The 25,528-nt window shown below is 63.3% G+C and carries 18 protein-coding genes and 2 pseudogenes; 10 read left to right on the top strand and 10 right to left on the bottom strand.

Annotation, left to right across the window (positions count from 1 at the left end; genetic code table 11):
* The first annotated feature begins 344 nt into the window (after positions 1–344).
* Complete coding sequence (locus ACUXVA_RS11330; RefSeq protein ID WP_445492176.1) at positions 345–2,036, top strand: alpha-amylase family protein; 1,692 nt, start codon at positions 345–347, stop codon at positions 2,034–2,036.
* Between the two features lie 144 nt (positions 2,037–2,180).
* On the opposite strand, the gene ACUXVA_RS11325 is transcribed toward ACUXVA_RS11330, so the two are convergent.
* The 3 genes from ACUXVA_RS11325 to rocF all read right to left on the bottom strand — a co-directional run bounded on the left by ACUXVA_RS11325 (position 2,181) and on the right by rocF (position 5,271).
* Complete coding sequence (locus ACUXVA_RS11325) at positions 2,181–3,773, bottom strand: alpha-amylase family glycosyl hydrolase (protein WP_445492174.1); 1,593 nt, start codon at positions 3,771–3,773, stop codon at positions 2,181–2,183.
* An 87-nt stretch (positions 3,774–3,860) separates the two neighbouring features.
* Positions 3,861–4,121 carry a hypothetical protein gene (locus ACUXVA_RS11320; protein ID WP_265080217.1) on the bottom strand — a complete coding sequence of 87 codons (261 nt, stop codon included), beginning with the start codon at positions 4,119–4,121 and terminating at the stop codon, positions 3,861–3,863.
* A gap of 190 nt (positions 4,122–4,311) precedes the next feature.
* Positions 4,312–5,271 (bottom strand): arginase, encoded by a 960-nt coding sequence (gene rocF / locus ACUXVA_RS11315; protein ID WP_265080218.1) that lies wholly within the window; start codon positions 5,269–5,271, stop codon positions 4,312–4,314.
* A 117-nt stretch (positions 5,272–5,388) separates the two neighbouring features.
* Here rocF and glgX point away from each other — a divergent pair, with 117 nt between their 5' ends.
* Positions 5,389–7,494, top strand: a complete 2,106-nt coding sequence (glgX, locus tag ACUXVA_RS11310) for a glycogen debranching protein GlgX (RefSeq protein WP_265080219.1) — start codon at positions 5,389–5,391, stop codon at positions 7,492–7,494.
* Positions 7,495–7,715: 221 nt separating this feature from the next.
* On the top strand, positions 7,716–8,558 hold the full coding sequence (locus tag ACUXVA_RS11305) for a transglutaminase-like domain-containing protein (RefSeq protein WP_265080220.1): 843 nt from the start codon (positions 7,716–7,718) through the stop codon (positions 8,556–8,558).
* Positions 8,559–8,877: 319 nt separating this feature from the next.
* On the opposite strand, the gene ACUXVA_RS11300 is transcribed toward ACUXVA_RS11305, so the two are convergent.
* Positions 8,878–9,714, bottom strand: a complete 837-nt coding sequence (locus ACUXVA_RS11300; RefSeq protein WP_265080221.1) for a hypothetical protein — start codon at positions 9,712–9,714, stop codon at positions 8,878–8,880.
* A 235-nt stretch (positions 9,715–9,949) separates the two neighbouring features.
* On the opposite strand from ACUXVA_RS11300, the gene ACUXVA_RS11295 reads away from it, so the two are divergent.
* The 4 genes and pseudogenes from ACUXVA_RS11295 to ACUXVA_RS11280 all read left to right on the top strand — a co-directional run bounded on the left by ACUXVA_RS11295 (position 9,950) and on the right by ACUXVA_RS11280 (position 16,033).
* Positions 9,950–12,142, top strand: a complete 2,193-nt coding sequence (locus ACUXVA_RS11295; protein ID WP_445492170.1) for a catalase — start codon at positions 9,950–9,952, stop codon at positions 12,140–12,142.
* A 137-nt stretch (positions 12,143–12,279) separates the two neighbouring features.
* Entirely contained in the window at positions 12,280–12,768 is a 489-nt protein-coding gene (locus ACUXVA_RS11290) for a (2Fe-2S)-binding protein (protein ID WP_265080223.1), read from the top strand.
* Positions 12,765–13,774: pseudogene (locus ACUXVA_RS11285) on the top strand (FAD binding domain-containing protein). Before ACUXVA_RS11290 ends, ACUXVA_RS11285 begins: the two are co-directional and overlap by 4 nt.
* A 10-nt stretch (positions 13,775–13,784) precedes the next feature.
* Positions 13,785–16,033, top strand: a pseudogene (locus ACUXVA_RS11280) (xanthine dehydrogenase family protein molybdopterin-binding subunit).
* 32 nt (positions 16,034–16,065) lie between these two features.
* Here ACUXVA_RS11280 and ACUXVA_RS11275 read toward each other — a convergent pair.
* Positions 16,066–17,589 carry a permease gene (locus tag ACUXVA_RS11275; protein WP_445492168.1) on the bottom strand — a complete coding sequence of 508 codons (1,524 nt, stop codon included), beginning with the start codon at positions 17,587–17,589 and terminating at the stop codon, positions 16,066–16,068.
* Positions 17,586–18,344: an ABC transporter ATP-binding protein gene (locus ACUXVA_RS11270; RefSeq protein WP_445492166.1), complete on the bottom strand. Its 759-nt coding sequence runs from the start codon at positions 18,342–18,344 to the stop codon at positions 17,586–17,588. The genes ACUXVA_RS11275 and ACUXVA_RS11270 overlap by 4 nt, the downstream gene beginning before the upstream one ends.
* Positions 18,345–18,695: 351 nt before the next feature.
* Here ACUXVA_RS11270 and ACUXVA_RS11265 point away from each other — a divergent pair, with 351 nt between their 5' ends.
* The 3 genes from ACUXVA_RS11265 to ACUXVA_RS11255 all read left to right on the top strand — a co-directional run bounded on the left by ACUXVA_RS11265 (position 18,696) and on the right by ACUXVA_RS11255 (position 22,062).
* Entirely contained in the window at positions 18,696–19,373 is a 678-nt protein-coding gene (locus ACUXVA_RS11265) for a Crp/Fnr family transcriptional regulator (protein WP_265083835.1), read from the top strand.
* 130 nt (positions 19,374–19,503) lie between these two features.
* Positions 19,504–19,935, top strand: a complete 432-nt coding sequence (locus ACUXVA_RS11260; protein WP_445492164.1) for a response regulator — start codon at positions 19,504–19,506, stop codon at positions 19,933–19,935.
* Between the two features lie 165 nt (positions 19,936–20,100).
* Positions 20,101–22,062 carry a methyl-accepting chemotaxis protein gene (locus ACUXVA_RS11255; RefSeq protein ID WP_265080227.1) on the top strand — a complete coding sequence of 654 codons (1,962 nt, stop codon included), beginning with the start codon at positions 20,101–20,103 and terminating at the stop codon, positions 22,060–22,062.
* Between the two features lie 35 nt (positions 22,063–22,097).
* Here the strand turns inward: ACUXVA_RS11255 and ACUXVA_RS11250 are convergent, their stop codons facing one another.
* From ACUXVA_RS11250 to ACUXVA_RS11235, 4 genes are read right to left on the bottom strand one after another with little or no spacing between them, the layout of a single operon-like run.
* Positions 22,098–22,802 (bottom strand): ABC transporter ATP-binding protein, encoded by a 705-nt coding sequence (locus ACUXVA_RS11250; RefSeq protein WP_265080228.1) that lies wholly within the window; start codon positions 22,800–22,802, stop codon positions 22,098–22,100.
* Positions 22,786–23,520, bottom strand: coding sequence for an ABC transporter ATP-binding protein (locus tag ACUXVA_RS11245; protein WP_265080229.1), 735 nt, complete (start codon positions 23,518–23,520; stop codon positions 22,786–22,788). The genes ACUXVA_RS11250 and ACUXVA_RS11245 overlap by 17 nt, the downstream gene beginning before the upstream one ends.
* Positions 23,517–24,503 carry a branched-chain amino acid ABC transporter permease gene (locus ACUXVA_RS11240; protein ID WP_265080230.1) on the bottom strand — a complete coding sequence of 329 codons (987 nt, stop codon included), beginning with the start codon at positions 24,501–24,503 and terminating at the stop codon, positions 23,517–23,519. Before ACUXVA_RS11240 ends, ACUXVA_RS11245 begins: the two co-directional genes overlap by 4 nt.
* Positions 24,503–25,381: a branched-chain amino acid ABC transporter permease gene (locus ACUXVA_RS11235; protein ID WP_445492160.1), complete on the bottom strand. Its 879-nt coding sequence runs from the start codon at positions 25,379–25,381 to the stop codon at positions 24,503–24,505. Before ACUXVA_RS11235 ends, ACUXVA_RS11240 begins: the two co-directional genes overlap by 1 nt.
* Positions 25,382–25,528: the final 147 nt, after the last annotated feature.

Below are 25,528 nucleotides of genomic sequence, written 5' to 3'. Positions count from 1 at the left end.
TCGGCGGCGCCTTTTTGTTTCCCCTCTCCCCGGCCGCCGCGCAGCGGCGGTTGGTGGGAGAGGGTGGACGCGCGCCAGCGCGGCCGGGAGAGGGGGTGATGCCGCAAACGCCGGCGCTCGCGGCCTTCCCTCTCCCGCCTTCGCTTCGCCAAAGCCGATGCTTTGCATCGGCGTGAATTTTAGAACGGCGGCCGAAGGCCGCCTATGCACCCTCTCCCACGGCGCGCAGCTTCGCTGCGCTGGGGGAGAGGGGAAAGGCGCAGCTTCACTGCGCGCAGCAGCTCAGCGGAACCCCTGCCCGCTCCGCGACTTGATCCGCACCGTCCTCGCAGCCCGGTGCCCGCATGATCGACGATCTCTGGTACAAGAACGCCGTCTTCTATTGCCTGTCGGTGGGCAGCTTCATGGATGCCGACGGCGACGGGGTCGGCGACTTCAAGGGCCTGACGCGAAGGCTGGATTATCTGCACGGGCTCGGCGTCACCGCGATCTGGCTGATGCCGTTCCAGCCCTCGCCGGGCAAGGACGACGGCTACGACATCTCCGACTACTACGGTGTCGATCCGCGCTACGGCACGCTCGGCGACTTCGTCGAATTTACCCATGGCTGTCACCAGCGCGGCATCCGCGTCATCATCGACCTGGTGGTCAATCATACCTCGGACCAGCACAGCCGGTTCAAGGAAGCCAAAAGCTCGCCGGACTCGAAGTATCGCGACTGGTACGTCTGGTCCGACAAGAAGCCCGCCAATGCCAACAAAGGCATGGTGTTTCCCGGCGTGCAAAAATCAACCTGGACCCACGACAAGGAAGCCAAAGCGTGGTTCTTCCATCGCTTCTATGACTTCCAGCCAGACCTCAACACCTCGAACCCCCATGTGCAGGCCGAGATCCTCAAGATCATGGGATTTTGGCTACAGCTCGGCGTGTCCGGCTTCCGCATGGACGCAGTCCCGTTCGTGATCGCGACCAAGGGGCCGAAGGTCAACAAGCCGACTGAGCAATACGACATGCTGCGCGCCTTCCGCGAATTCCTGCAGTGGCGCAAGGGCGACGCCATCATCCTCGCCGAAGCCAATGTCGAGCCCGAGACCGACATGGAATATTTCGGCGATGACGGCGATCGCATGCAGATGATGTTCAATTTCCACGTCAACCAGAACCTGTTTTTCGCGCTGGCGTCTGCCGATTCGCGTCCGCTGGCCGGCGCGCTGAAAGTCACCAAGCCGCGGCCGGCGACGGCGCAATGGGGCTTGTTCCTGCGCAACCACGACGAACTCGATCTCGGACGGCTGACCGACGCGCAACGCCAGACCGTGTTCGCCAAATTCGGCCCGGACAAGTCGATGCAGCTCTACGACCGCGGCATCCGCCGCCGCCTCGCGCCGATGCTCGGCGGCGACCGCCGGCGGCTCGAGCTTGCCTACAGCCTGATGTACACTCTGCCGGGTACGCCGGTGCTGCGCTATGGCGACGAGATCGGCATGGGCGACGACCTCTCGCTGCCGGAGCGCAATTGCGCACGCACACCGATGCAATGGTCGACCGAACCGCATGCCGGCTTCACCAAGAATGCCAAGCCGAAGAACCCGGTGATCGACAGCGGGCCCTACGGCTACCCGCACGTCAACGTCGCCATGCAGCGCCGCGACCCCAACTCGATGCTGAACTGGACCGAACGCATGATCCGCATGCGCAAGGAGGTGCCCGAGGTCGGTTGGGGCGACTTCCAGATCATCGCCACGCGCAATCCCGCGGTGCTGGCGATCCGCTACGACTGGCGCAATAATTCGGTGCTGTTCGTGCACAACCTCGACGACAAGCCGCACGAGGTGAGCTTCGCGGTCGGGCTTGGCACCGACCAGGACAACAGCCTGATCAACCTGCTCACGGAAGACCACAGCCACGCCGACGACAAGGGCAGGCACAGGCTGATGCTCGAAGCCTATGCCTATCGCTGGTTCCGCGTCGGCGGCCTCGACTATCTGCTCAAACGAAGCGATATCGACGGCGACGCCGATCCGCATCCGGAGTAGCCTGAAACTCGTGTCCCGCACGCGGTGCGGCATTCTTATGCCGCCCCGCAGATGCGGGACCCACCGCTTGCTCAACAAGATGGGCCCCGGGATCTGCGAAGCAATACTTCGTATTGCGTCGCGTCCGGGGCACGAGACGGAAGACTAACGCAACCGGACAATCACGCCTTCATTGCCGCGCAGCTCCAGCACGCCGGAGACGTTCTCACCCCTGCGATCCAACTCCGTCGTCAGCGCGATTTCGCCGCCCTCGCCTTCCACATGCATCGATGTCGCCTCGCTGCTGAAATTGAGCGCCACCAGCAGGGCCCTGCCGTCATAGACACGAAGATAGGCCAGGACGTCGCCGGCGGTTTGAAGGGGGACATAGTCGCCAAAAACAAGCTCGAGCGTATGCTTGCGCAGGTCGATCAGCTTGACGTAGAGACTGAGGATGGAGTGCGGATCGCTGGCGAATGCAGCCGCGTTGTCGGTGGCGAAATCGTCCGCGAGCGGCAACCATGGCTCGCCCGAGGTAAAGCCGGCGTTGTCGGTCGCGCCCCATTGCATCGGGGTACGACAGCCGTCGCGGCCGACGCCGATACCGGGCACATTCTTCTCGAACGGATCCTGCACCCGCTCGGCCGGGATCGCCACCTGGCGCATGCCGATCTCGTCACCATAGTAGAGCGTCGGCGTGCCCCTCAACGTCAGCAGCAGCATGGCGGCGACGCGGGCTTGCGCGGCGCCCACGCGACTTGCGACGCGCGGACGGTCGTGATTGCCGAGCACCCAGTTGGGCCACGCGCCGAGCGGCAGTGCCTGCTCGTAGCGATCGATCAGCGCCGCGATCTCGCGGGCATTCCACGGCGCCGACAACAGCGCAAAATTGAAAGGCAGGTTGGCGCCGCTGAGGTCCTTGCCGTAGTAGGCCACCAGCCGCTCGACCGGAAGATACACCTCGCCGATCAGTACGCGGTCGTCGAATTCGTCGACGACGCGGCGCATCTCGGCCACCACCTCCTGGACCTCCGGCTGGTCGGCCGAATGCAGCGTCAGCACCGCCTCATGCGGCGGCCGCCCGGCGTTGAAGTTCGGATTCACCGGATTGTCGCGGAACTCGCCATCCTTGATCAGGTGCCATATCACGTCGACGCGAAAGCCATCGACGCCGCGGCGCAGCCAGAATCGCATCACCTCGTAGATAGCATGACGCACCTCCGGATTGCGCCAGTTCAGATCTGGCTGCTTGTCGAGGAAGGCGTGATAGTAATATTGCCCGGTGGCGTCGTCGAACTGCCAGGCGCTGCCACCGAATTCCGACATCCAGTTGTTCGGTGCCGATCCGTCCGGCTTCGGATCGCGCCAGATGTACCAGTCGCGCTTCGGGTTGTCGCGCGAGCCTCGACTCTCAAGAAACCACGGATGCTGATCCGAGGTGTGGTTCGGCACGAGGTCAAGGATCAGTTTGAGGCGCTGGCCATGGGCCGCCGCTACCAGCGCGTCGAAATCCGCAGATGTACCGAAGATCGGATCGATGCCGATATAGTCGGAAATGTCGTAGCCGAAATCGGCCATGGGCGATGGAAAGATCGGCGACAGCCAGATCGCATCAACCCCGAGACGGGTCAGATACGGCAGCCGGCCGATAATACCGGTGAGATCGCCGATGCCGTCGCCATTGGCGTCCTGGAACGAGCGCGGATAGATCTGATAGATGGTGCCGGCCTGCCACCAGACGGTCGCTGCAATATTCATATTCGGATACTAAACCATTAAGTCAGGCAAAATGGGCGCGAAAAAGCGGCCTTCCCATGGGGAAGGCCGCCTCTACAAAAGTCGAAATTAGTCGCGTTCGATGACAACCGAACGACGCCCGCGATCATAATCACGATCGCGCTCACGGCTTCGCTTGATCACGACGGTCTCGTCGCGATCGCGGTAGCCACGTTCGCGAACGTATTCGCGGTCACGGTGGCGATCCGGGACGGCACCCACGGTCACGCCGCCCGGACCCACACCCACGCCGATTTGCTGGGCGCTTGCTGGGACGACGCTGCCGATTGCCGCCGCGGCAACGGCGATGATAGCCAAATGCTGAATCATTGCGTGCTCCTCAAATTGTGAAACGATGAGGTAGCAATGCGAAGCTGTAGCGAAGGTTCCATTAATATGACCGCACTGTAATACTTGTGCAGGCTCAGCGCGTGACCGAGCGCGTAAAATACCTTTAGGCGCCTGGTGCCGTTCCAGGTGGCATTGGCCACGTGTACCGGGGGGGATGCCCGCGGTTCGATTACGTCGGTGGCAGGATCGCATTGCTGGGCATCGGCCGGTCGGTGATCTGCTGGCCGAACAGGCTGCCGATCAATTCGACCATGACCCGGGCGGTGCGGCCGCGCTCGTCGAGGAAGGGGTTAAGCTCGACGATGTCGAGCGAGCACAGCAGACCTGAGTCATGCAGCAGCTCCATGATCAGGTGCGCCTCGCGATAGGTGGCGCCGCCCGGGACCATGGTGCCGACGCCCGGTGCGTTGGCCGGATCGAGGAAGTCCACGTCGAAACTGACATGCAGCACGCCCTTGCGTGCCTTGACCTTGTCGATCACCCGGCGGATCAGCACGCCGACGCCGAATTCGTCGATCTGCCGCATGTCGGCGACCGTGATATTGCGCGCCTGCACCAGTTCCTTCTCGAGCCTGTCGATGGAGCGGATGCCGAACAGATCGAGATGGTCGGGCCGGATCGAGGCCCGCGGCTGCGCGCCGAGCAGCCGGTCGAGCCCGGGCTCGCCGCACAGGAATGCCGCCGACATGCCGTGCATGTTGCCGGTGATGGTGGTGGCCGGGGTGTTGTAGTCGGCATGCGCGTCGAGCCACAGCACGAACAGCTCGCGGCTCTGGCCGTGCCAGTGCCGCGCAACGCCATTGACCGAGCCCATGGAAAGGCTGTGGTCGCCACCGAGAAAGATCGGCAACGCGCCGGAGCGCGCCAGTTCATAGGCACGACTGCTGAGCGCCTCGATCCAGCGCTGGATGTCGCGATAGTGCTTGGCGTTCTCCGGCGGCGTGTCATGGGCGGGATGCCCGTCCAGCGCAGTGAGATCGCCGTGGTCTTCAACCTCGAAGCCCAGCTCCTGCAGCAGCGTCGCCAGTCCTGCGGTTCGCAGCGCCGCAGGCCCCATCAGCGTGCCCCGTTGCGAGGCCCCGACTTCAACAGGCGCGCCGAGCAGCGCAATGCGCTTGCGGTCATTCATTCGCAGAATCCCGGGTTGAAATGTGGAAATTAAGCGGCGAAATTTTCTTCGCACTGCAACGTATTGGCCGTGGAGCGGTTGTCTTGCGCATTTGATCAGCAAACATATGGGGCAATCGTGACGAATAGAACGGTCGAAGAAGGCTTGCCGTATCCGCTAGGCGCACATTGGGACGGAAACGGCACCAATTTCGCTTTGTTTTCGGCCAATGCCACCAAGGTGGAGGTCTGCCTGTTCGACGGCGACACTGAGACCCGTATCGAACTGCCGGAATACACTGACGAGGTCTTCCACGGCTACATTCCCGATGTCGCGCCCGGCACCTTCTACGGTTACCGCGTCCACGGTCCCTACGAGCCGGAGAACGGCCACCGCTTCAATCCCAACAAGCTGCTGCTCGACCCCTACGCCCGCGCCCATGCCGGGACACTGGAATGGAATCCGGCCGTGTTCGGCTACAAGATGGAGACCGGCGACGACACCACCTTCGATGAGCGCGACTCGGCGCCGTTCATGCCGAAATGCGTGGTAGTGGATAAGAACTTCGACTGGACCGGTGAAGCCGGCCGGCTCCCCGTTCCATGGGACCAGACCATCATCTATGAGGTCCACGTCAAGGGATTCACCAAGCAGCATCCGGACGTGCCCGAGACCATCCGCGGCACCTATGCCGGTTTCGGCAGCAAACCGGCTGTCGACTATCTCAAGGACCTCGGCATCACCTCGGTCGAACTGCTGCCGATCCACACCTTCATCAATGACGACTACCTGCTCGACAAGAAGCTGGTCAACTATTGGGGCTACAACACCATCGGGTTCTTCGCACCGGATCCGCGCTACGCCTCCGACGTGCCGAACAGCCTGCGCGAATTCAAGGAGATGGTGTCGGCGCTGCACGCTGGCGGTCTCGAGGTGATCCTCGACGTGGTCTACAACCACACCGCCGAGGGCAATGAGCTCGGTCCGACTCTGTCCTTCAAGGGCATCGACAACGCCAGCTACTACCGGCTGCTGCCGGACAAGAAGCGCCATTACATCAACGACACCGGCACCGGCAACACCGTCAACCTGTCCCATGCCCGCGTCATCCAGATGGTCGCCGACTCCCTGCGCTACTGGGTGCGGGAAATGCACATCGACGGCTTCCGCTTCGATCTCGGCACCATCCTGGCGCGCGAGGTCTATGGCTTCGACGAGCAGAGCGGCTTCCTCAAGGCCGTCGATCAGGATCCGTTGCTGACCACCGTGAAGCTGATCGCCGAACCCTGGGACATCGGGCCCGGCGGCTACCAGGTCGGCGGCTTTCCGCCCGGCTGGGCGGAATGGAACGACAAGTTCCGCGATACCATGCGGGATTTCTGGCGCGGCGAGGCGCCCGTCGCGGCGATCGCCCCGCGGCTATCGGCCTCGGCCGATCTGTTCAACCACCAAGGTCGCCGGGCGTGGTCGTGCGTCAACTTCGTCACCGCCCATGACGGCTTCACGCTGAATGACTGGGCAAGCTACAACGAGAAGCACAATGAGGCCAACGGCGAGGACAACAAGGACGGCTCTTCCAACAACGCCTCGTGGAATTGCGGTGTCGAGGGCCCGACCGACGACAAGGCGATCACCGCCCTGCGCGAGCGGCAGAAGCGCAACATGCTGGCGACCCTGCTGTTCTCCCAGGGCACCCCGATGCTGCTCGGCGGCGACGAGTTCGGCCGGACACAGCATGGCAACAACAACGCCTATTGCCAGGACAGCGAGATCTCCTGGTTCAACTGGGAACTGACCGACGACGGCAAGGATCTGCTGAAGTTCACCAAGCGCCTGATCGACCTGCAACGGACCTGCGCGATCCTGCGCCGGAGCCGGTTCCTGACCGGACAGCACGATCCGCATCTCGATGTCCGCGACGTCACCTGGATCAATGCCAACGGCAGCGAGATGCAGGACAGCAACTGGCAGGACACCAACATCAAGTGCTTCGGCATGTTGCTGGACGGCCGCGCCCAGAAGACCGGCATCCGGCGGCTGGGCGAGGACCAGACGGTGCTGATGGTGATGAACGGCTATGAGGACGTGGTGGATTTCACCATGCCCAAGGCGTTCGGCGGCAGCCAGTGGACCCTGCTGATCGATACCAACATTCCCGACACCGACGGCGGGACCGACTTCCCGTTCGGCGATGTCTATCAGGTGACCGGGCGCTCGCTGCTGCTGCTCGCCCTCAAAAAATAGGCGAACCTTCTCTCGCAACGCACCGACCCATCATGACCCGCGTGTGCCGATCACCGGCCGGCGCGGGTCGTTTCGTTTGGAACCATGCTAGCGCACAGGAACTGCCCAAGAATGCCCACATTTTCTGCACAGATCGGGCCGCCGCGCCCGGAACGAACGCGGATTGATACACTTATTTGACAATCGTTATTTGTTCGCCTCGCCAGACCATGGAGATTCCAGTGCAGATTCGTGCGGGCTACGACATTGCGTTCCAGTGCTATCAGGAAACCCCGATGGTCCTGATGCTGAGCGTTCATCCCGATCGGCAGTGCGATCTGATGACGCCTGATCGCATCCAGTTTTCCCACGATGTTCAGGCCCGCAACTACCTCGACATGTTCGGCAACACCTGTACGCGCATCATCGCGCCGCCCGGCCTCACCGAGATCCGCAACGACTTCCTGATCAACGACAGCGGCTTGCCCGACGCGGTCAACCCGGATGCTCGCCAGACCCCGATCGGCGAGTTGCCTGACGACGCGCTGATCTATCTGCTCGGCAGCCGCTATTGCGATACCCAGAAACTCTCCGATCTGGCATGGTCGATGTTCGGCGGCATTATTGGCGGCTGGCAGCGCGTGCAGGCGATCTGCGACTACGCCCACGACCGTATCTCGTTCGGCTATCACCACGCCCGCAATGACCGCACCGCCTCCGAGGGCCATGATGAGCGCGTGGGCGTCTGCCGCGACTTTGCGCATCTCGCCGTCACGCTGTGCCGCTGCATGAATATTCCGGCGCGCTACTGCACCGGCTATCTCGGCGACATCGGCGTGCCCATCGATCCCGCGCCGATGGATTTCAGCGCGTGGTTCGAGGTCTATCTCGACGGCCGCTGGTACACCTTCGACGCCCGGCACAACCATCCGCGCATCGGCCGCATCGTCATGGCCCGCGGCCGCGATGCCGCCGACGTGGCAATCTCCACAGCCTTCGGCCCGGCGCCGCTGGCGAAGTTCGTTGTCATCACCGAGGAAGTCGCCGCCGCGCCGGCCCAGGCGCCGATCTGCATGGTGGCGTAGTCGTCTCGCCGAACGATCGCTCCACGATCGCTAGGTCCAAACCAACCCGATCTTCATCAAGCCCGGCCTCGTGCCGGGCATTCGCGTATCGAGGGGAGACAAGGAGAGCGATGGCGAGACAGGCTCGGCCACACGCGCCACGTTTGTCCAGACCAACGAAAAGCCCGCCGATTGCTCGGCGGGCTTCTTTCGGTGACCTGCTGATTAGCGGATCAGCAGAAACAGGATGATCAGGGGGATCGGAATGCCGAGGAGCCAGAGAAGAATGGGCATGTGATGTCCTTTCAGTGTGAGTTGACTGGATCAGTTGACTTGGATTTTACGTGTTCAGGCGACGCTTGTTGCCCCAGGTGCCGTCACGCAGGCCGCCCCCTTCGGTCGCCGCAAGGCTCGCACAGAAGGCACCGAGCAGCAGCGAGGCGGTAAGCCAGAAGGCCAGCGAGGCAGTGGCCTTGCGGGCCGCATCCAGATTGGCCTTGGCGTCGGTGATGACCTGATTGACGCGGGCTTCTGCGTCCGCCTGGCTCAGTCCAGTCCGCGCCGAGACGACCTTGGCGACATAGGTCTTGTCGGCCGGCTTCATGTCGGTGCCGGCCTTGAAGCTGGTGCCGAGCAGACGCGTCAGCTCGCCGCGAGAATCAGCCGGGTTGGCATTGGCCTGCGGGGTGTCGGAACGCAGCAGGGAGTCGACGTAACCGTCCATCGGACCAGAGGCTGCCGTTATAGCACCCTGGGTTGCCCCCGAAGCGGCTCCGCCCATCACGCTCGCGGCAGGCGTGGCGAGCAGGACGGCGCCAAGCACCGAGGCAAAGGCCCATGTGATGAAGCCGTGGGCGGTATCGCGGAAGTAGACTTCATCGCTGTGCACGCCGGTCCACCTGGTGCGCAGACGGCCGGTAATGTATCCGCCGATCGACGAGGAGATCATGGCGATCACGATCAGGTAAATGCCGGTCGCGAGTTTGAATGTGGTGGCAGAAACGCCGGAACCCGACCATGGCGATACGGACGTGGCGCCGAGTGCAACTCCGAGCGTCAGCAAGACCAGCGTCAGCGCACAGGAGACGACGGCGCCGGCAAAGATAGCTGGCCACGACACGCCTGTGCCCGACGTTTCCGCCACGTCGGTCGGTTGGATAACCACTGTATCGATCATATTCGCTCCTGCCCGATGGGCCTGTCCTGTTTCAGCTGCGCATTCAATGTGCATTAGGAACATTGGTTCCGACGGGTTTGCATCATTGCTATGAGCGGAAACCGACTTAAAACAAGCGTCTCGCGCTGTTTCCTCGCCATTATTAAAAATTGTAGTTGGCGCGATAGTGGGGAACGCAAAGCCTGCGACGCGGTTTGGAATTCCTCAAAAGATGTCCCAACCGGAGTTGTGTTTCATGGCTACAAAGAAGGCTGCCGCGTCCAAGAAGGGCGTCGCGCGCCCACCGAAAGCCCGCTCGTCCGGTCAGTCGTCGACGGCGGCGGACAATCAGTCCTTGGATCTCGACACCGGCAAGAATGCCGACCTCGCCCGCGACACCCTGGAACCCGGCGAAGCCATGACCGGAAATCAGGGTGTGATGATCTCCGACGACCAGAACTCGCTGAAGGCGGGTCCGCGCGGCCCAACGCTGCTGGAAGACTTTCACCTTCGCGAGAAGATCACCCATTTCGATCACGAGCGCATTCCGGAGCGCGTAGTGCATGCGCGCGGCGCGGCGGCGCATGGCGTGTTCGAACTCTATGAGGACCTTTCCGAGTTCACCTCGGCGGGCGTACTGACCGATACCTCGCGCAAGACGCCGGTATTCGTGCGCTTCTCCACGGTCGCCGGATCGCGCGGTTCCGCCGACACGCCGCGGGACGTGCGCGGCTTCGCCGTCAAGCTGTACACCAAGGAAGGCGTCTGGGACCTCGTCGGCAACAACATGCCGGTGTTCTTCATTCAGGATGCCATCAAGTTTCCCGACCTCATCCATGCAGTGAAGCCCGAGCCCAACAACGAGATTCCGCAAGCCGCTTCCGCCCATGACACCTTCTGGGACTTCGTCTCGCTGACGCCGGAGAGCGCCCACATGCTGATGTGGGTCATGAGCGACCGCGCGCTGCCGCGCAGCCTCGCCATGATGGAAGGCTTCGGCGTCCATACCTTCCGGCTGGTCAATGCCAAGGGCGAGTCCGTCTTCGTCAAGTTCCACTGGAAGCCGATCAAGGGCGTCCACTCGCTGGTGTGGGACGAGTCGCAGAAAATCTCCGGCAAGGACGCCGACTTCCATCGCCGCGACCTGTTCGAAGCCATCGAACGCGGCGATTATCCGGAATGGGAGCTGGGGCTGCAGATCGTCGAGGAGACGGACGAGTTCAAGTTCGATTTCGACCTGCTCGATCCCACCAAGATCATTCCCGAAGAACTCGTACCGGTGCGCCGCGTCGGCAAGATGACGCTGAACCGAAACACCGACAACTACTTCGCCGAGACCGAACAGGTCGCCTACCACACCGGCCACATCGTTCCCGGCATCGACTTCAGCAACGATCCGCTGCTGCAGGGCCGGCTGTTCTCTTATACCGACACCCAGCTGCGCCGCGTCGGCCCCAACTTCGCCGAGCTGCCGATTAACCGACCGCTCTGCCCTGTCCACAACAACCAGCGCGATGCGATGGCCCGCACTACCATCAACAAGGGCCGCGTCGCCTACTTCCCCAACCGGCTCGGCGGCGGTTGCCCGATGCACTCTCCCGAAGGGGCACAGGCTTTCGTCAGCTATGGCGAGAAAATTGACGCCACCAAGATCCGGCAGCGCAGCGACAGCTTCTCCGACCACTTCAGCCAGGCCACCATGTTCTGGAACAGCATGAGTGACTGGGAGCAGCAACATATCGCCGAGGCCTTCGCCTTCGAACTCAACCAGGTCGAGAACGAGGACATCCGCCATCACGTCATGAACGAGATCCTTGTCAACATCGCCGATCCCCTCGCCCAGGCCGTGTCGGCGCAGACCGGCATTGCCATCGCGCCGGTCGGCGACGCGAAGAATCCGACGCCGTCGGCGCCGACGCCGTCCGGTCCGCTGCGCAAGAACGCCAAGGACCTGTCGTCCCCGGCGCTCAGCATGGACAAGCCTTGCGACAGTATCAAAGGTCGTCGCATCGCCGTTCTCGGTGGCGACGGCATGGATACCGCGCAGTTCAAGGCTGTGCTGACGTCATTGCAGGCCGAGCAAGCCGTGGTCGAGCTGATCGCCGCCCATGCCGGTACAGTGGCGGATTCCAAGGGCAAGCCTCAGAAGGTCAACCGCGCTGCGCCCAACGCACCGTCGGTGATCTATGACGGGGTCATCGTGCTCGGCGGCGATTCTGCCGCGGCGCTGGCGCAGTCCGGTCTTGCCATCCTCTTCGTCAACGAGGCGTTCCGTCACGGCAAGCCGATCGCATTCATGGGGGAAGGCGTCGAGCTCATGGAAGCGGCAAACCTGCCCGATGCCGACGAGGGCAATGGCATCATCACGGGCGATGATGTGGCTCCATTTGTCGAAGCCATGATGCAGCATCGCTTTCCGCGGCGCGCGATCGACAGCGTCCCTGCCTGACGCAGCAGACAGCGACGTGCCTCAGCCGGCACGTCGCCGCATCTTGCCACGCAATCGTTGCAGCTACGGCGCAGCAGCGGTTCAGAATCGGAGAATTTGTCATGGACTTGGCCACCTCTAGCGAACAGCGAACCGAAATGAGCGATCGATCGGATCTTGTCGAGATCGCTCTGACCATCAACGGCAAGCGACGGGAGATGGCTGTCGAGCCCTGGGTGACGCTGCTCGACCTGCTGCGCGAGCGCGAAGATCTTACCGGCACCAAAAAGGGCTGTGACCACGGCCAGTGCGGCGCCTGCACGGTGCTGATCGACGGCAAGCGGATCAATTCATGCCTCACGCTGGCTGTCGTGCGCGATGGTGCCGACATCGTCACCATCGAGGGGCTCGGGAGCGAGACTTCGCCGCACCCGCTGCAGCAGGCCTTCATGGATCACGACGCATTCCAGTGCGGGTATTGCACCCCCGGCCAGATCTGCTCGGCCCAGGGCCTGATCAATGAAAGCCATGCCGACAACCGCGACGAAGTACGGGAGCTGATGAGCGGCAACCTGTGCCGCTGCGGCGCCTACACCAACATCGCCGACGCCGTCGTCGACGTGCTCTCACAGGAGGCCGCCAAGTGAACCGCTTCAGCTATACCCGCGCGGCCGATGTAGCCGCGGCCGTCAACAACGGCGGCGCCGACGCCCGGTTTCTGGCCGGCGGCACCAACCTCGTCGACCTGATGAAGGAGAATGTGGAGCGCCCCGCGCGGCTGGTGGACGTCAACCGGCTGCCCTGAACCGCATCGAAGATCTGCCGGAGGGTGGATTGCGGCTCGGCGCGCTCGTGACCAATGCCGACACCGCCTATGACGAGCGCGTCTCCGCGCGCTATCCGCTGCTCGCATCGGCCATCCTCGCGGGCGCCAGTCCGCAGCTGCGCAATGCCGCGACCAATGGCGGAAATCTTAATCAACGCACGCGGTGCTATTATTTCTACGACACGGCAGCGCCGTGCAACAAGCGTGATCCCGGCTCGGGCTGTTCGGCGATCGGCGGCCTCAACCGCATCCATGCCATCCTCGGCGCCAGCGACGCCTGCATCGCCACCCATCCATCCGACATGTGCGTGGCGCTTGCCGCACTCGATGCCAGCGTCCGCGTCACGGGTGCCGGCGGCGAACGCACCATCCGGATCGGCGACTATCACCGCCTGCCCGGCAACGAGCCGCAACGCGACAACACTCTGCAGCCCGGCGAACTGGTCACGGCCATCGATCTTCCGGCCGAAGATTTCAGCGCCAACTACACGTACCTCAAGCTGCGCGACCGGCTGTCCTATGCTTTCGCCCTGGTATCGGTTGCCGTGGCGTTGAAGATGGACGGCGGATCGATCGGCGAAGCGCGGATTGCGCTGGGCGGCGTTGCCCACAAGCCTTGGCGCTCGCCCGCCGCCGAAAGCCTGCTCAAGGGCAAGGCCGCATCGCCAGCGCTGTTCGGCGCCGTCGCCGATGCCCTGCTGGACGGCGCGGTCGGCCAAGGCAAGAACGATTTCAAGATCCCGTTGGCCCGCAAGGCCATCGTCCGCGCGTTGCAACAAGCGTCAGACGGCACCCCGCAATCGCAAACGGACAAGCGCGTCGCCTGAGGAGAGACCTATGAATATCCGCATCGATTCCGTGGGCATCGGCAGCGCGATCAACCGCGTCGACGGCCTGGCAAAAGTCACCGGTCGCGCGCGCTATGCTGCCGAATATCCTGTGCCGGGGCTTCTGTACGGCTGGATCGTGTCCAGCGCCATTGCCAAGGGCAGGATCGTCGCCATCGACGAGACCGCGGCACGCGCGGTGCCCGGCGTAGTCGAGATCGTCACCCACGCCAATCGGCCGCATGTTGCCTGGCTCGACCGTTCCTACCCCGAAGAAGCCGGCCCGCCCGGCGAACCGTTTCGTGCGCTCTATGATGAGACGATCCTGTTCAGCGCCCAGCCTGTCGCGCTGGTGCTGGCGGAGACTCTTGAAGCCGCACGCGACGCGGCGGCGCTTGTCGAGGTGTCCTACGACGTGGAGCCGCACAACACCGATTTCGACAAGGCGCTGGCGGAGAAGTTCCTGCCCAGGAAGAAGCGCTCGACATTCCATCCGCCCAAAGACCGTGGCGATGCGGAGAGCGCATTCAAGGATGCGGCGCTGAAGCTGTCGGCGGACTATCACCTCGCCACTGAGCATCACAATCCCATGGAGATGCACGCCACGACCGTGGTCTGGGAAGGCGACGGCAAGATCACCGTACACGACAAGACCCAGGGCCCGCAGAACGTACAGGGCTATCTCGCTTCGGTGTTCGGCTTCTCCAAGAGCGATGTGCGGGTGATGAACCCCTATGTGGGCGGCGGCTTCGGCTCCGGACTGCGGCCGCAATATGCGGTCTACCTTGCGGTGATGGCAGCGAAACTGCTGGAGCGCTCCGTGCGGGTGGTGATGACGCGGCAGCAGATGTTCAGCCACGTGCATCGTCCCGAGGCGGTGCAGAGCGTGCAGCTTGGTGCATCCGCGGACGGTAAGCTAGCGTCCATCATCAACAAGGCCACGACCTCCACCTCGCGCTTCGAGAACAACATGGAAGACGTGGTGATCTGGGGCATGATGAACTATGCCTGCAAGAATGCTTCCGGCGACTATACCATTGCGCCGGTGGATACCTACACATCCGGCGACATGCGCGCCCCCGGTGCGGCAACAGGCATGACCATCTTTGAAATGGCCATCGACGAGATGGCCTATGCCGCGAAGCTGGATCCGATACAGTTTCGGCTGCTGAATTATTCCGACATCGACCAGATGAACGGGACGCCGTTCACCAGCAAGGCGCTCAAGGAGGCGTTCGCCGAGGGCGCTGCGAAATTTGGCTGGGACAAAAGATCGTCCGAGCCGCGCTCCATGAAGGACGGCAAGGAGCTGGTCGGGTGGGGCGTCGCCACCGGCATGTGGGATGCCATGTTCATGAAGACCACCTGCAGCGCAAAGCTGTCCGCCAACGGCCATCTCGAAGTGGCCTCGGCCTCCTCCGACATCGGCACCGGCACCTACACGGTCATGACCCAGGTTGCCGCTGACACGCTCGGCCTGCCGGTCGAGCAGATCACCGCGCGGCTCGGCGATTCCAGCCTGGCGACCTCGCCGCTGCAGGGCGGTTCGTGGGTTGCAGCGTCGGTCGGCGCCGCAGTGCAGATGGCCTGCGAGGCCGTGGCAGCAAAGGTGCTGAAGGCGGCGGCCAAGATCGAGGGCAATCCGCTCGGCGGCGCGACCATGGACGACATCGACACTAAGCAAAGTCGCTTGGTGTTGAAGTCCGATCAATCGGTCAGCGTATCGTTCGCCGATGCGATGCACGCGGCTGGCCTCGACAGCATCGAGGTCGAGGAAACCGCCTCGGGCGGCCTCAGCGGCATGATCAGCCAGCTGCAGAAGTCGCGCAACACCCACAGCGCGATCTTCGCCGAGGTCAAGATCGATGAAGAGTTGGGCGTCATTCGCGTTACCCGCATCGTCAATGCGGTGGCCGCTGGGCGCATCATCAACCCGAAGACCGCACGCAGCCAGATCCTCGGCGGCGTGGTGATGGGCATCGGTATGGCCTTGCATGAAGAGACCATGATGGATCACACCCTCGGCCGCTTCATGAACCCAGCTTTGCCGAGTACCACATCCCGGTGAATGCCGACATCGACGATATCGAGGTGATTTTCGTCGACGAGCCGGACCCGGAAGTGACGCCGCTGGGCGTCAAGGGCCTCGGCGAAATCGGCATCGTGGGCACCGCCGCGGCAGTCGCCAACGCCATCTACCATGCCACCGGCAAGCGCATCCGCAGCCTGCCGATCACTATCGACAAGTTGCTGGACTGACGGGAGACCGCACCTGTCGAAGCGGGTATGCGCTACCGCGCCCTGGCCGGACTGATGCGCCAGGTCCCGGCCATCACCGCCACGGTCAGCAGGGCCGTCACCCCGGCAACAGCCGGCAGCACGAGCGCAAGCGCCGCGGTGGCGGCCCAACCGATCGACGAAAACGCTTCGGCAAAGGTCGCGATGCGCGACGACGTCTGGCGGCGGCGAAACTGGCTGCGGCGGCCCTGCACGCGAAACCACAACTGGATCGCGGTCGCCGAGCAGGCCGCGAAGACGCTTGCCAACGCGGTGATGACAGCCAGCTCGGGCCACACCAACAGGAGCGCCAGGATCAACGGCGTAAATACGGCCGCGATGATCAGCAGGACCACCTCGATCTTGGCGCGGGTGATGGATGACGCCGGTAGCGGCGCGGTGGCAACAAGGTCGGCGGCGTCTTCGCCGGAAATGGTGAGCCAGGCGAGACCGCCGGCCAGCCGGCCCGCCGCCATGACCAGCACCGGCGCCAGCACGATGAAACCGCCAGCGCCCTCGCCGATGCTACGCCATAGCATCACCGCCGGGGGCAGCAGATAGAGGAGTTGCATCAGCGTCTGCGACACCAGCCAGGGATCGCGCCAGAGCAATCGCAATTCCTTGCGGCGCAGCGCGCCCTGGCGAGAGACGGCATGGAACGGCCGCGACCGCCCACCGGTCCGCACCACCTTCGGCGAAACGCCGGCGACATAGTCGCCAAAGCGCGGCGCGAATAGCGCCATGGTGACGCCAAGCAGGATCAGGCTGGCCGCCAGCAGCGGCAGCAACGCCACACCGTCGCCAAGCATGGCATGAGCCGGCCACCACAGCATGCTGTCCGCTTCCGGCGCGAAGCGAGCGGCGGTATCGGAGGTCAGCACGGCGAAGCGCGACAGCGTGCCGTAGGACAGGATCGCGGCGATCTGCAGCGCGATGACGAAGCCGGCGCCGGTCACCGCCGAAACGATCTGTGCCATCAGCCGTGTCCGTGCCGGCCCGAACAGCCGGAACAGCGCGATCGTCAGCGCGATGGCCACCGCCGAGGCCGAGAGCCCGATGGCAACGACAACGCCATAGGCGGCGAACCATCGGGCGCCGCCGCCGAGCACCAGCACATCGACGAACGGTGTGGAGAACAGCAGCGCCATCAGCGTCACGCTCATCGCGATGGCCGCGATGCGCACCGAAAAAATGTTGGCGAGCGGCACCGGCGACGACATGATCAGATCGAGATCGGCTCGCGCATAGAACACCCGCGTCACGGACTCGATCGCCTGCGACAGCATCAGGGCCCATGCGAGAACGACGCTGGCCGTGATGACGATCAGGGCCGGCCCAGTCAGCGGTGCCTGGATGTCGGCAAAACGTCCGACCACGGCCCAGGCCGGCAGATGCAGGAATAGCAGCAGCGCCGCCATGACAAGCACAACACCCGGCTTGCGCCAGCGCGTGCCGGCGGTGAGCATCCCGATCAGTTCACGCCAGGCAAGACGGATCTCATGGCCGGCAAACCACGATACGACGGCGACAGGTCTCATGCCGCGACCGGCTCGCTCTCGACCAGCGCGACGAACATGTCCTCGAGGCTGGTGTCGCCCTGCCCGTTCTGCTGGCGCAGTTCGGCCAGCGTGCCTTCGGCGATCAACCGCCCGGACGCGATCACACCGATGCGATCGGCCATTCGCTCGGCGACTTCGAGAATATGCGTGGTCATGATCACCGTGCAGCCGGCCTGCACCCGCGCCTGCAGCAATCCCTTGACGTGACGTGCCGAGACCGCGTCAAGGCCGGTCAGCGGCTCGTCGAGAATGATCAGCCGGGGCTCATGCACCAGCGCGCCGGCCAGCGCTACTTTTTGACGCATGCCGTTGGAGAAGCCTTCGCAACGCTGCTGGAGATGCGCGCCAAGACCGAGAGACGCCAGCAGGTCGCGCGCCGCGCCTTCGGCAATGACGGGATCGCAACCCCACAGGCCGGCGACGAATTCGAGATATTCCAGAGGGGTGAGCTTGTCGTAGATCATCGGCTCGTCCGACACCCACGCCGTGATCTGTTTGGCGGCCACCGGATCGGCCAGCGCATCGATGCCAAGTACCCGGACCGAGCCGGCGTCCGGCCGCAACAACCCGGCGACCATGCGCAGAGTCGTGGTCTTGCCGGCGCCATTGGGGCCCAGCAGGGCGTAGAACTCGCCGGCGCGGACGGTGAGATCGAGGGCATCGACCGCAGGCCGGTCGAACACCTTGGTCAGCCCGCGGACTTCGAGGGCGAATGGCAACGGCTGCTGGCTCATGGGGCGGCATCCATGCTTGGTACTGCAAGGCAACATGCCGGCAATTCATTGCTACGCCATGAACATCACTGTCCGATTCTGCATGTTGTACTACCGGCAAAGGTGCTCCCGCGACGCGTCTCGCTGCCGGCGTCGCCGCAGCGGATCCCTGCTCACGTTGCGCCGGTTCGGATCCCGCATCAGCCTTGCCCAGGGACCGCTGAACTGTGCGCGCCCCGCTGGCTCCGGCGGGGAATTGTTAATGCTCCCACCCCGCAATGGAAGAAAAAATGGAACTTACAACCCATACGGGCTTTGTGCTATACCGGACATACGGCTGGTAGCGTTTCGAATTCGGCACAGGCGGTGACCGTGAGTAGGATTTTCAAGGAAGAGTTCGATCCCAAGGTCTTTCTCGCTCGCGTCGGGGCAGGCAAGGCTATTGCCGAGTACCAGCGTAACCAGACCATCTTCTGCCAGGGCGAACTCGCCGACTCGGTCTTCTACATTCAGAAAGGACGGGTCAAACTCACCGTGCTTTCCGAACAGGGCAAGGAGGCTGTGGTCGGCATCCTCGAGCAGGGACAGTTCTTTGGCGAAGGATGCCTGAACGGCCATCCGCTGCGCATCGCGACCACCACTGCGCTGGAGCCCTGCCTGATCACCTCGATCACCAAAGCTGCCATGATAGCCACGCTCCATGCCGAGCCGGCCTTTTCCGAATTGTTCATGACCTACCTGCTGACGCGCAACAGCCGCGTGGAGGAGGACCTGATCGACCAGCTGTTCAATTCGAGTGAGAAGCGACTTGCGCGATTGCTGCTCATCCTTGCCAACTTCGGCAAGGAAGGCACGTCGCAGCCCATCGCGATCGAACTCAGTCAGGAGACACTGGCGGAGATGATCGGTACCACACGCTCGCGCGTCAGCTTCTTCATGAACAAGTTCCGCAAGCTTGGCTTCATCAGCTACAATGGCAAGATCGAGGTCCACAACTCGCTGCTCAATGCCGTCCTGAACGACAGGCCCCAAATCGAGCGCGACGTCTGACGCCGTGCAAGCTGCTCGATCCGCACAACCCAGCGTCGAGCAAAATTGTACAGCGAATCAAATCAGTTAGGCGCAACTTCCAGTGGGAATCGGACTTCCGTGGATACGGAACCGATGGGAGCTGCGATAGATGGCCAATATCCTGATCGCCGACGACGACGAAGCCGTTCAGCAGATCGTCAAGATTCTGCTTCAGCGTAGCGGTCATGATGTCGTCGGCGCCAGCGACGGCCGCAAGGCATTGCAGACCTTTCGCGAACGTGACTTCGATCTCCTCATCGTCGATATCTTCATGCCAGGCATGGATGGTCTCGAAACCATGAAACAGGTGCACGAGTACCGACCGGGCATTCCCATCATCGTGATATCCGGCCACGCCTTCTCCGCGAGGTGCACACCTTCGCCAGACTTCCTGACCATGGCTACCAAGCTTGGCGCCACGTGCAGCCTGCAGAAGCCTTTCAAGTCGGCGGTCTTGCTGGAGAACATCGCCCGGTGCCTCGGGCAAGCGCCGTCCGTTTCAAGTTTCGCCCCGATCGCTGCCGCGGCGTCGCGCGCCTGACGCGATCCATAGCGGACGACAAGACGGAACCGGCCCCCCTACTCGACGGTGCTAACGTAGTGCACTGCGGTAAAATACCGTTAAGAGCCCATTCACGGGAAAACCCTACTAATCAAAAAGGGGTACGCCGTGGCAAATTGCTTACTGTGGCTCGCGGGGGGCACGATGCAGGCATTCAAGTCAATTTCAGCACGCATGATTCTGGCCATTACGTTGGTTGCAGCAGGTTCGTGCGGCGTGCTCGCGGCGTTCAGTATGTGGCAGCAGCAGTCCATCGTCGACATTGCCTCGAAACGTGAATCGCAAAACGACTACGCTAACCTGACTGCCGCGTTGAACGCCGACACGCGCGCAGCCTTGGCAGTTGCCGATGCACTGGCGTCGATGCAGCAGCTCAAGGATGTTGTGCGCGCCAAAGATCGGCCCGGTACGCTGGCGCTGCTCAAGGAAGCGATGCAGAGAATCGCGCCAAGCGGTCTGGAACTGATCACCATCCAGATTCCGCCGGCGGTCGCCTTCGCGCGCGCTCACAACGTGACGGCCTTCGGCGACGACCTGACGGCAAGGCGCAAGATGTCTGTGCAGGTCATCAACACCCGCAAGGCCGTGGGAGGCATTGAAGCCGGCCGCGACGTCCTCAATATCTTCGGCACCAGCCCGATGCTCGATGGCGACACCTTGATCGGAACGGTCGATATTGGGGCGCCATTCGGCAAGACCTTCGTCGACAACATGAAGAGCCGCTTCAAGCTCGACGTGGCGATTCATCAATTGGACGGTCAGGCCACCAAGACACTCGCTTCCACAATGTCCGGCGCGACTGCCGACGCTGCCGCCATCCGCCGCGCCATGGCCGGCGAAACGGTAGTCCAGTTTGGCGAGATCAACGGCCGCCCCTCGGCTACCACTTTCGGTGTCATCAAGAATTTCTCCGGCAATCCAGTCGCCGTGTTCGAAATCGTGCGTGACGTGAGCGCCTATGCGGCGCTGACGCAAAGCTCGCTGAACTGGCTTATCATCGCGTCGATCTGCGTATTGCTGCTGGCTGGCGTCATCGCGACGCTGATGGGACGCGGCATGGCACGACCGATCCGTGCGCTGGAGTCGGCGATGCGCACCATCGCTGCGGGCAATCACACGATTGCGGTGCCGGGCGCCGGCCGCAAGGACGAGATCGGCTCGATGGCCGGCGCGGTGGTCATCTTCAAGGATGGACTCATCGAGACCGACGCGCTGCGCGCAGCGCAGGAAAAGCAGCGCCAGCAGTCCCTGTCCGACCGTCGCGAAACCATGAATATGCTGGCGGCGCGTTTCGAGTCAGGCGTCGGCGGCGTGGTCAATGCCGTCGGCACGGCGGCGGGCGAGTTGCGCAGCACCGCGCAGTCGATGGCTGCCACCGCCGGCGAAGCAACCCGGCAGACCGCAGCAGTTGCGTCGGCATCCGAGGAAGCCACCCAGAGCGCGCAGGCCGTTGCGGCCGCGATCGAAGAACTCAATGCCTCGATCAGCGAAATTGCCCAGCAGGTCAACGAATCCGCCAAGGTCGCCGGCAACGCTGTCGATCAGGCCAACACGACCTACTCGGAAGTACAGACCCTCGCCACCGCGGCGCAGAAGATCGGCGATGTGGTCAGTTTGATAAGCGAGATCGCGGCGCAGACCAACCTGCTTGCGCTCAATGCTACCATCGAGGCGGCGCGTGCCGGCGAAGCCGGCCGCGGCTTCGCCGTGGTGGCATCCGAGGTCAAGGCGCTGGCCACCCAGACATCCAAGGCGACTGACGAGATCTCGGCCCAGGTCAGCGCTATTCAAAACGCCACCAGATCGTCGGTGGACTCGATTCAGGGCATCACGTCGACCATTGGGCGCGTCAGTGAAATCGCCAGCGCCATCGCCGCAGCAGTCGAGGAACAGGGGGCCGCGACCCTGGAGATCGCCCGCAACGTCGCCGACGCCGCGCGCGGCACCGGCGAGGTCTCGGAGAATATTGCGGGGGTCAACGACGCCGCGCGCGAAACAGGTCTCGCCGCCCGCCGCGTGGTCGACTCGGCAGCAGAACTGTCGCAAAACGGCGAGGATCTGAAGACCCAGGTCGACGCATTTTTGCGCGACGTCAGAGCGGCGTAAACCTGACGCCGCCCAGATAAGAGGATGACCGCGATTTACAGCCCGAGATACGCCTTGCGAACGTCCGGGTTGCCCATGATCTCCGCGGCCTTGCCATGCATCTGGACGCGACCGGTCTGCAGGATGTAGGCGCGGTCGGCGATCTCCAGTACTTCGGACATGCGCTGCTCCACGATCAGCACGGTCATGCCGGTATCCCGGATCTTCACCACCGCCTGGAAGATCTCGTCGACCAGTTTCGGCATGATGCCCTGCGAGGGTTCGTCCAGCATCAGCAGCCGCGGCCTCGTCATCAGCGCGCGGCCGATGGCCAGCATCTGCTGCTCGCCGCCGGATAGGGTTTCGGCGCGCTGTTCAAGGCGCTCTGCCAAACGCGGAAACAGCTCGAACACCAATTTCAGCGGCGCATCGCGATCCGGCTTGCCGCGGTACATGTAACTGCCAAGCCGCAGGTTGTCGCCGACCGACAGTCGCGGAAACAGCCGGCGGTTTTCCGGCACATAGGCAATGCCGCGCGCAGTAATGAGATGTTGCGGGATGCCGTTGATCTGTTCGCCGTCGAAGGTCACGGTGCCCGAACGCGGGCGCTCGGCGCCGGCGATGGTCTTGATCAGCGTCGACTTGCCGGCACCGTTGGCACCGCAGACCGCAACGATCTCGCCCTTGGCGACATCGATGGTGACGGAAGAAATCGCGACCAGCCCCTGATAGGCGGTGGTGACTTCATGCACTGATAGCATGACGATCCCCAAGATAAGCGCTGATGACTTCCGGATGCCGCACGACGTCGGTGGGCTTGCCCTCGACGAGGACTTTTCCGAGATTGAGCACGATGGCGCGATCGACCAAAGGCATGACGATTTCCATGACGTGCTCGACCATCAGCACGGTGACGCCGGTCTCGCGCACCTTGCGCACCAGCGCGACGCCGGACTGCGCCTCCAGCGGCGTGAGGCCGGTGAGGCACTCGTCGAGCAGCAGCAGTTTCGGTTCGGTGGCGAGCGCGCGGGCGACTTCGAGCCGCCGCTTCTCCGACGGGATCAACTGGCTGGCCATGACATTGGCGCGCGCCCCGAGGCCACAGAATTCCAGCACCTCATGCGCCTTGCGCCGCGCGTCGCGCATCACCGTGGTGCGGATCAGCGCGCCGACGATCACATTGTCGATCACCGTCATGGTCTCGAAGCTCTTCACCACCTGGAAGGTGCGGGCGATGCCGCGCTGACAGCGCTGCGCCGCCGGCATGCGGGTCACGTCTTCACCGTTGAACCAGATCGAGCCCTGCGTCGGCGGCAGCACGCCGGCGATCAGGTTGAACAAGGTCGACTTTCCGGCGCCGTTCGGCCCGATGAGGCCGACGATCTCGCCGGCGCCGACCTTGATGGAGACGTCGCTGTTTGCGATCAGGCCGCCGAAGCGCTGCCAGACCCCGCGGGTTTCAAGCAGGGGTGTCGTCATTGCGGCACTCCTTTCGAGGCAGGTTTGCGCGAGAACAGCCCGATCAGGCCTTCCGGTCGGGCAAGGGAGATCAGCACGATGACGGAGCCGTAGAGGATCAGGTCGATGCCGCGGCCGGAACCGCCGAGATAATTGCGCGTCAGTTCGGTGAGCGGGATCAGGATAACCGCGCCAAGCACCGGCCCCCACAGCGTGCCAATGCCGCCGAGCACCGCCGGCAGCGCCATCAGCAGCGAGAACTGGAAGGTCATGACGCTGTCCGGATCGATGTAGGAAACGTACTGCGCGTAGAAGGCCCCGCCGATCGCGGTCATGAAGGCGGAGATCGCGGCGGCGCCCATCTTGGAATTGAAGACCACGACGCCGAGGCTTTCGGCAGCGTCGGGATTGTCTTTCACCGCGCGCCACCAGAACCCCCATTTGGAGTTTTCCAGCTTCCACGTCACGAGCCAGGCGACGCAGCAGAACACCAGGGCGAAGTAATAGTAGGGCAGCTTGCTGCGGGTGAACTGGAACTTGGCCCAGCTGTCACCGCGCACCGGCACGTCGATGCCCAGCGCAGCGCCGGCATAGTCCCAGTTGTGGAACAGCAGCAGGCCGATTTCGGCGATGACGATGGTGGCGATGACGAAGTAATGGCCGCGCAGGCGGAAAGTCGGATAGCCCAATCCCAACGCGATCAGCGCCGAGATCATGCCGCCCGCCACCATGCCGAACCACGGCAGCACACCGAACTTGGTGAACAGCAGGGTCGTGGTGTAGGCGCCAAGGCCGAAATACAGCGCATGGCCGAGCGAGATCTGGCCGCAATAGCCGCTCAGGATGTTCCAGCTCTGCGACAGCGCGGCCCACATCAGGGTCAGCACCATGATGTTCTGGATGTTCACGTCCTTGACGAAGACCGGCACCACGGCGGCGAGTGCCGCCAGGAAAATGGCCAGGGTCAAATCGCGGCGGCGGCTTTGGGCGAAGGTCGTATCCATCAGATCGATCCGAACAGGCCGCGCGGCCGGATGAACACCACCAGCAGGTAGACAGCGTAAATGCCCACGGACTTCAGCGAAGGCGGCAGGATCAGTGCCGTGGAGGCTTCCACCAGGCCGACGATGATGCCGCCGGCAAAGGCGCCGAACACGGAGCCGAAGCCGCCGAGCGCCACGGTGACGTAGGCGATCAGCGCGAACGACGCGCCGACGTCGGGGTAGATATAGAAGAACGAGGCCATCACCGCGCCGGCGAGGCCGACCAGCGCGGAGCCGAGGCCCCAGCCGAGTGCAAAAACCTTGTTCTTGTCGATGCCGACCAGCGCCACCGCGCCGGCGTCCTCGCGGGTGGCTTCAAGGGCACGGCCGAAATCGGTCTTCTTGATGAAGAAGAACAGCGCGCCGAAGGCGACCACCGAGATTGCGGCACCGGCCAGCCGCGGCAGCGGCAGGAAGATGCCGCCGAACGACACGGTCTTGCCGCCGAGCCAAGAGGTCGGGATGCTGCGATAGTCCGGGGTGAAGAAGAACTGCGCCAGGCCGCGCATCAGGATGGCGAGGCCGAAGGTGGTGAAGATCTGCACCATGCCGATATTCGCCTTGGCCCGCATGGCGAAGCGCACAATCAGCAAATAGATCACCGCACCGAATACGAACATCCCCGCTGCCACCAGGGGAGCAGCCAGCAGAGGATCGACGGCGAAGAATGCAAACAGGAAGAACGCGCCATACATCGCCAGCATGAGGAATTCGCCATGCGCGAAGTTGGTGACGTCCATCAGGCCGAAGATCAGCGCAAGGCCGACCGCGATCAGGCCGTAGAGCAGCCCCATCAGCAATCCGCTGGCGAGGCTCTGGATGATTGTCGCGGCGGTCAAGTTGCGATCCTCTCGGTGTCGTAGAGTGAAGGCGGCAGTAGTATCCCTCCCCCAAGCGCTGCACAGCAGCGCGCAGTGGGGAGGGTCGGCCGAACGGACGACGATGCGACAGCATCGTCGGGAGTGGAGGCCGGGGTGGGGGCGCCG

This window comes from Rhodopseudomonas sp. RCAM05734 (assembly GCF_052658035.1).
This window is presented reverse-complemented; position numbering and strand designations above follow the sequence as displayed.

What these genes read in the sequence shown, in the direction of transcription:
- ACUXVA_RS11245 (WP_265080229.1), bottom strand. Translation starts at nt 23,520, where the DNA reads ATGACGACACCCCTGCTTGAAACCCGCGGGGTCTGGCAGCGCTTCGGC.
- ACUXVA_RS11260 (WP_445492164.1), top strand. Translation starts at nt 19,504, where the DNA reads ATGGCCAATATCCTGATCGCCGACGACGACGAAGCCGTTCAGCAGATC.
- ACUXVA_RS11250 (WP_265080228.1), bottom strand. Translation starts at nt 22,802, where the DNA reads ATGCTATCAGTGCATGAAGTCACCACCGCCTATCAGGGGCTGGTCGCG.
- ACUXVA_RS11240 (WP_265080230.1), bottom strand. Translation starts at nt 24,503, where the DNA reads ATGGATACGACCTTCGCCCAAAGCCGCCGCCGCGATTTGACCCTGGCC.
- rocF (WP_265080218.1), bottom strand. Translation starts at nt 5,271, where the DNA reads ATGAATGACCGCAAGCGCATTGCGCTGCTCGGCGCGCCTGTTGAAGTC.
- ACUXVA_RS11270 (WP_445492166.1), bottom strand. Translation starts at nt 18,344, where the DNA reads ATGAGCCAGCAGCCGTTGCCATTCGCCCTCGAAGTCCGCGGGCTGACC.
- ACUXVA_RS11300 (WP_265080221.1), bottom strand. Translation starts at nt 9,714, where the DNA reads ATGATCGATACAGTGGTTATCCAACCGACCGACGTGGCGGAAACGTCG.
- ACUXVA_RS11275 (WP_445492168.1), bottom strand. Translation starts at nt 17,589, where the DNA reads ATGAGACCTGTCGCCGTCGTATCGTGGTTTGCCGGCCATGAGATCCGT.
- ACUXVA_RS11255 (WP_265080227.1), top strand. Translation starts at nt 20,101, where the DNA reads ATGCAGGCATTCAAGTCAATTTCAGCACGCATGATTCTGGCCATTACG.
- ACUXVA_RS11290 (WP_265080223.1), top strand. Translation starts at nt 12,280, where the DNA reads ATGAGCGATCGATCGGATCTTGTCGAGATCGCTCTGACCATCAACGGC.
- ACUXVA_RS11330 (WP_445492176.1), top strand. Translation starts at nt 345, where the DNA reads ATGATCGACGATCTCTGGTACAAGAACGCCGTCTTCTATTGCCTGTCG.
- ACUXVA_RS11320 (WP_265080217.1), bottom strand. Translation starts at nt 4,121, where the DNA reads ATGATTCAGCATTTGGCTATCATCGCCGTTGCCGCGGCGGCAATCGGC.
- ACUXVA_RS11325 (WP_445492174.1), bottom strand. Translation starts at nt 3,773, where the DNA reads ATGAATATTGCAGCGACCGTCTGGTGGCAGGCCGGCACCATCTATCAG.
- ACUXVA_RS11295 (WP_445492170.1), top strand. Translation starts at nt 9,950, where the DNA reads ATGGCTACAAAGAAGGCTGCCGCGTCCAAGAAGGGCGTCGCGCGCCCA.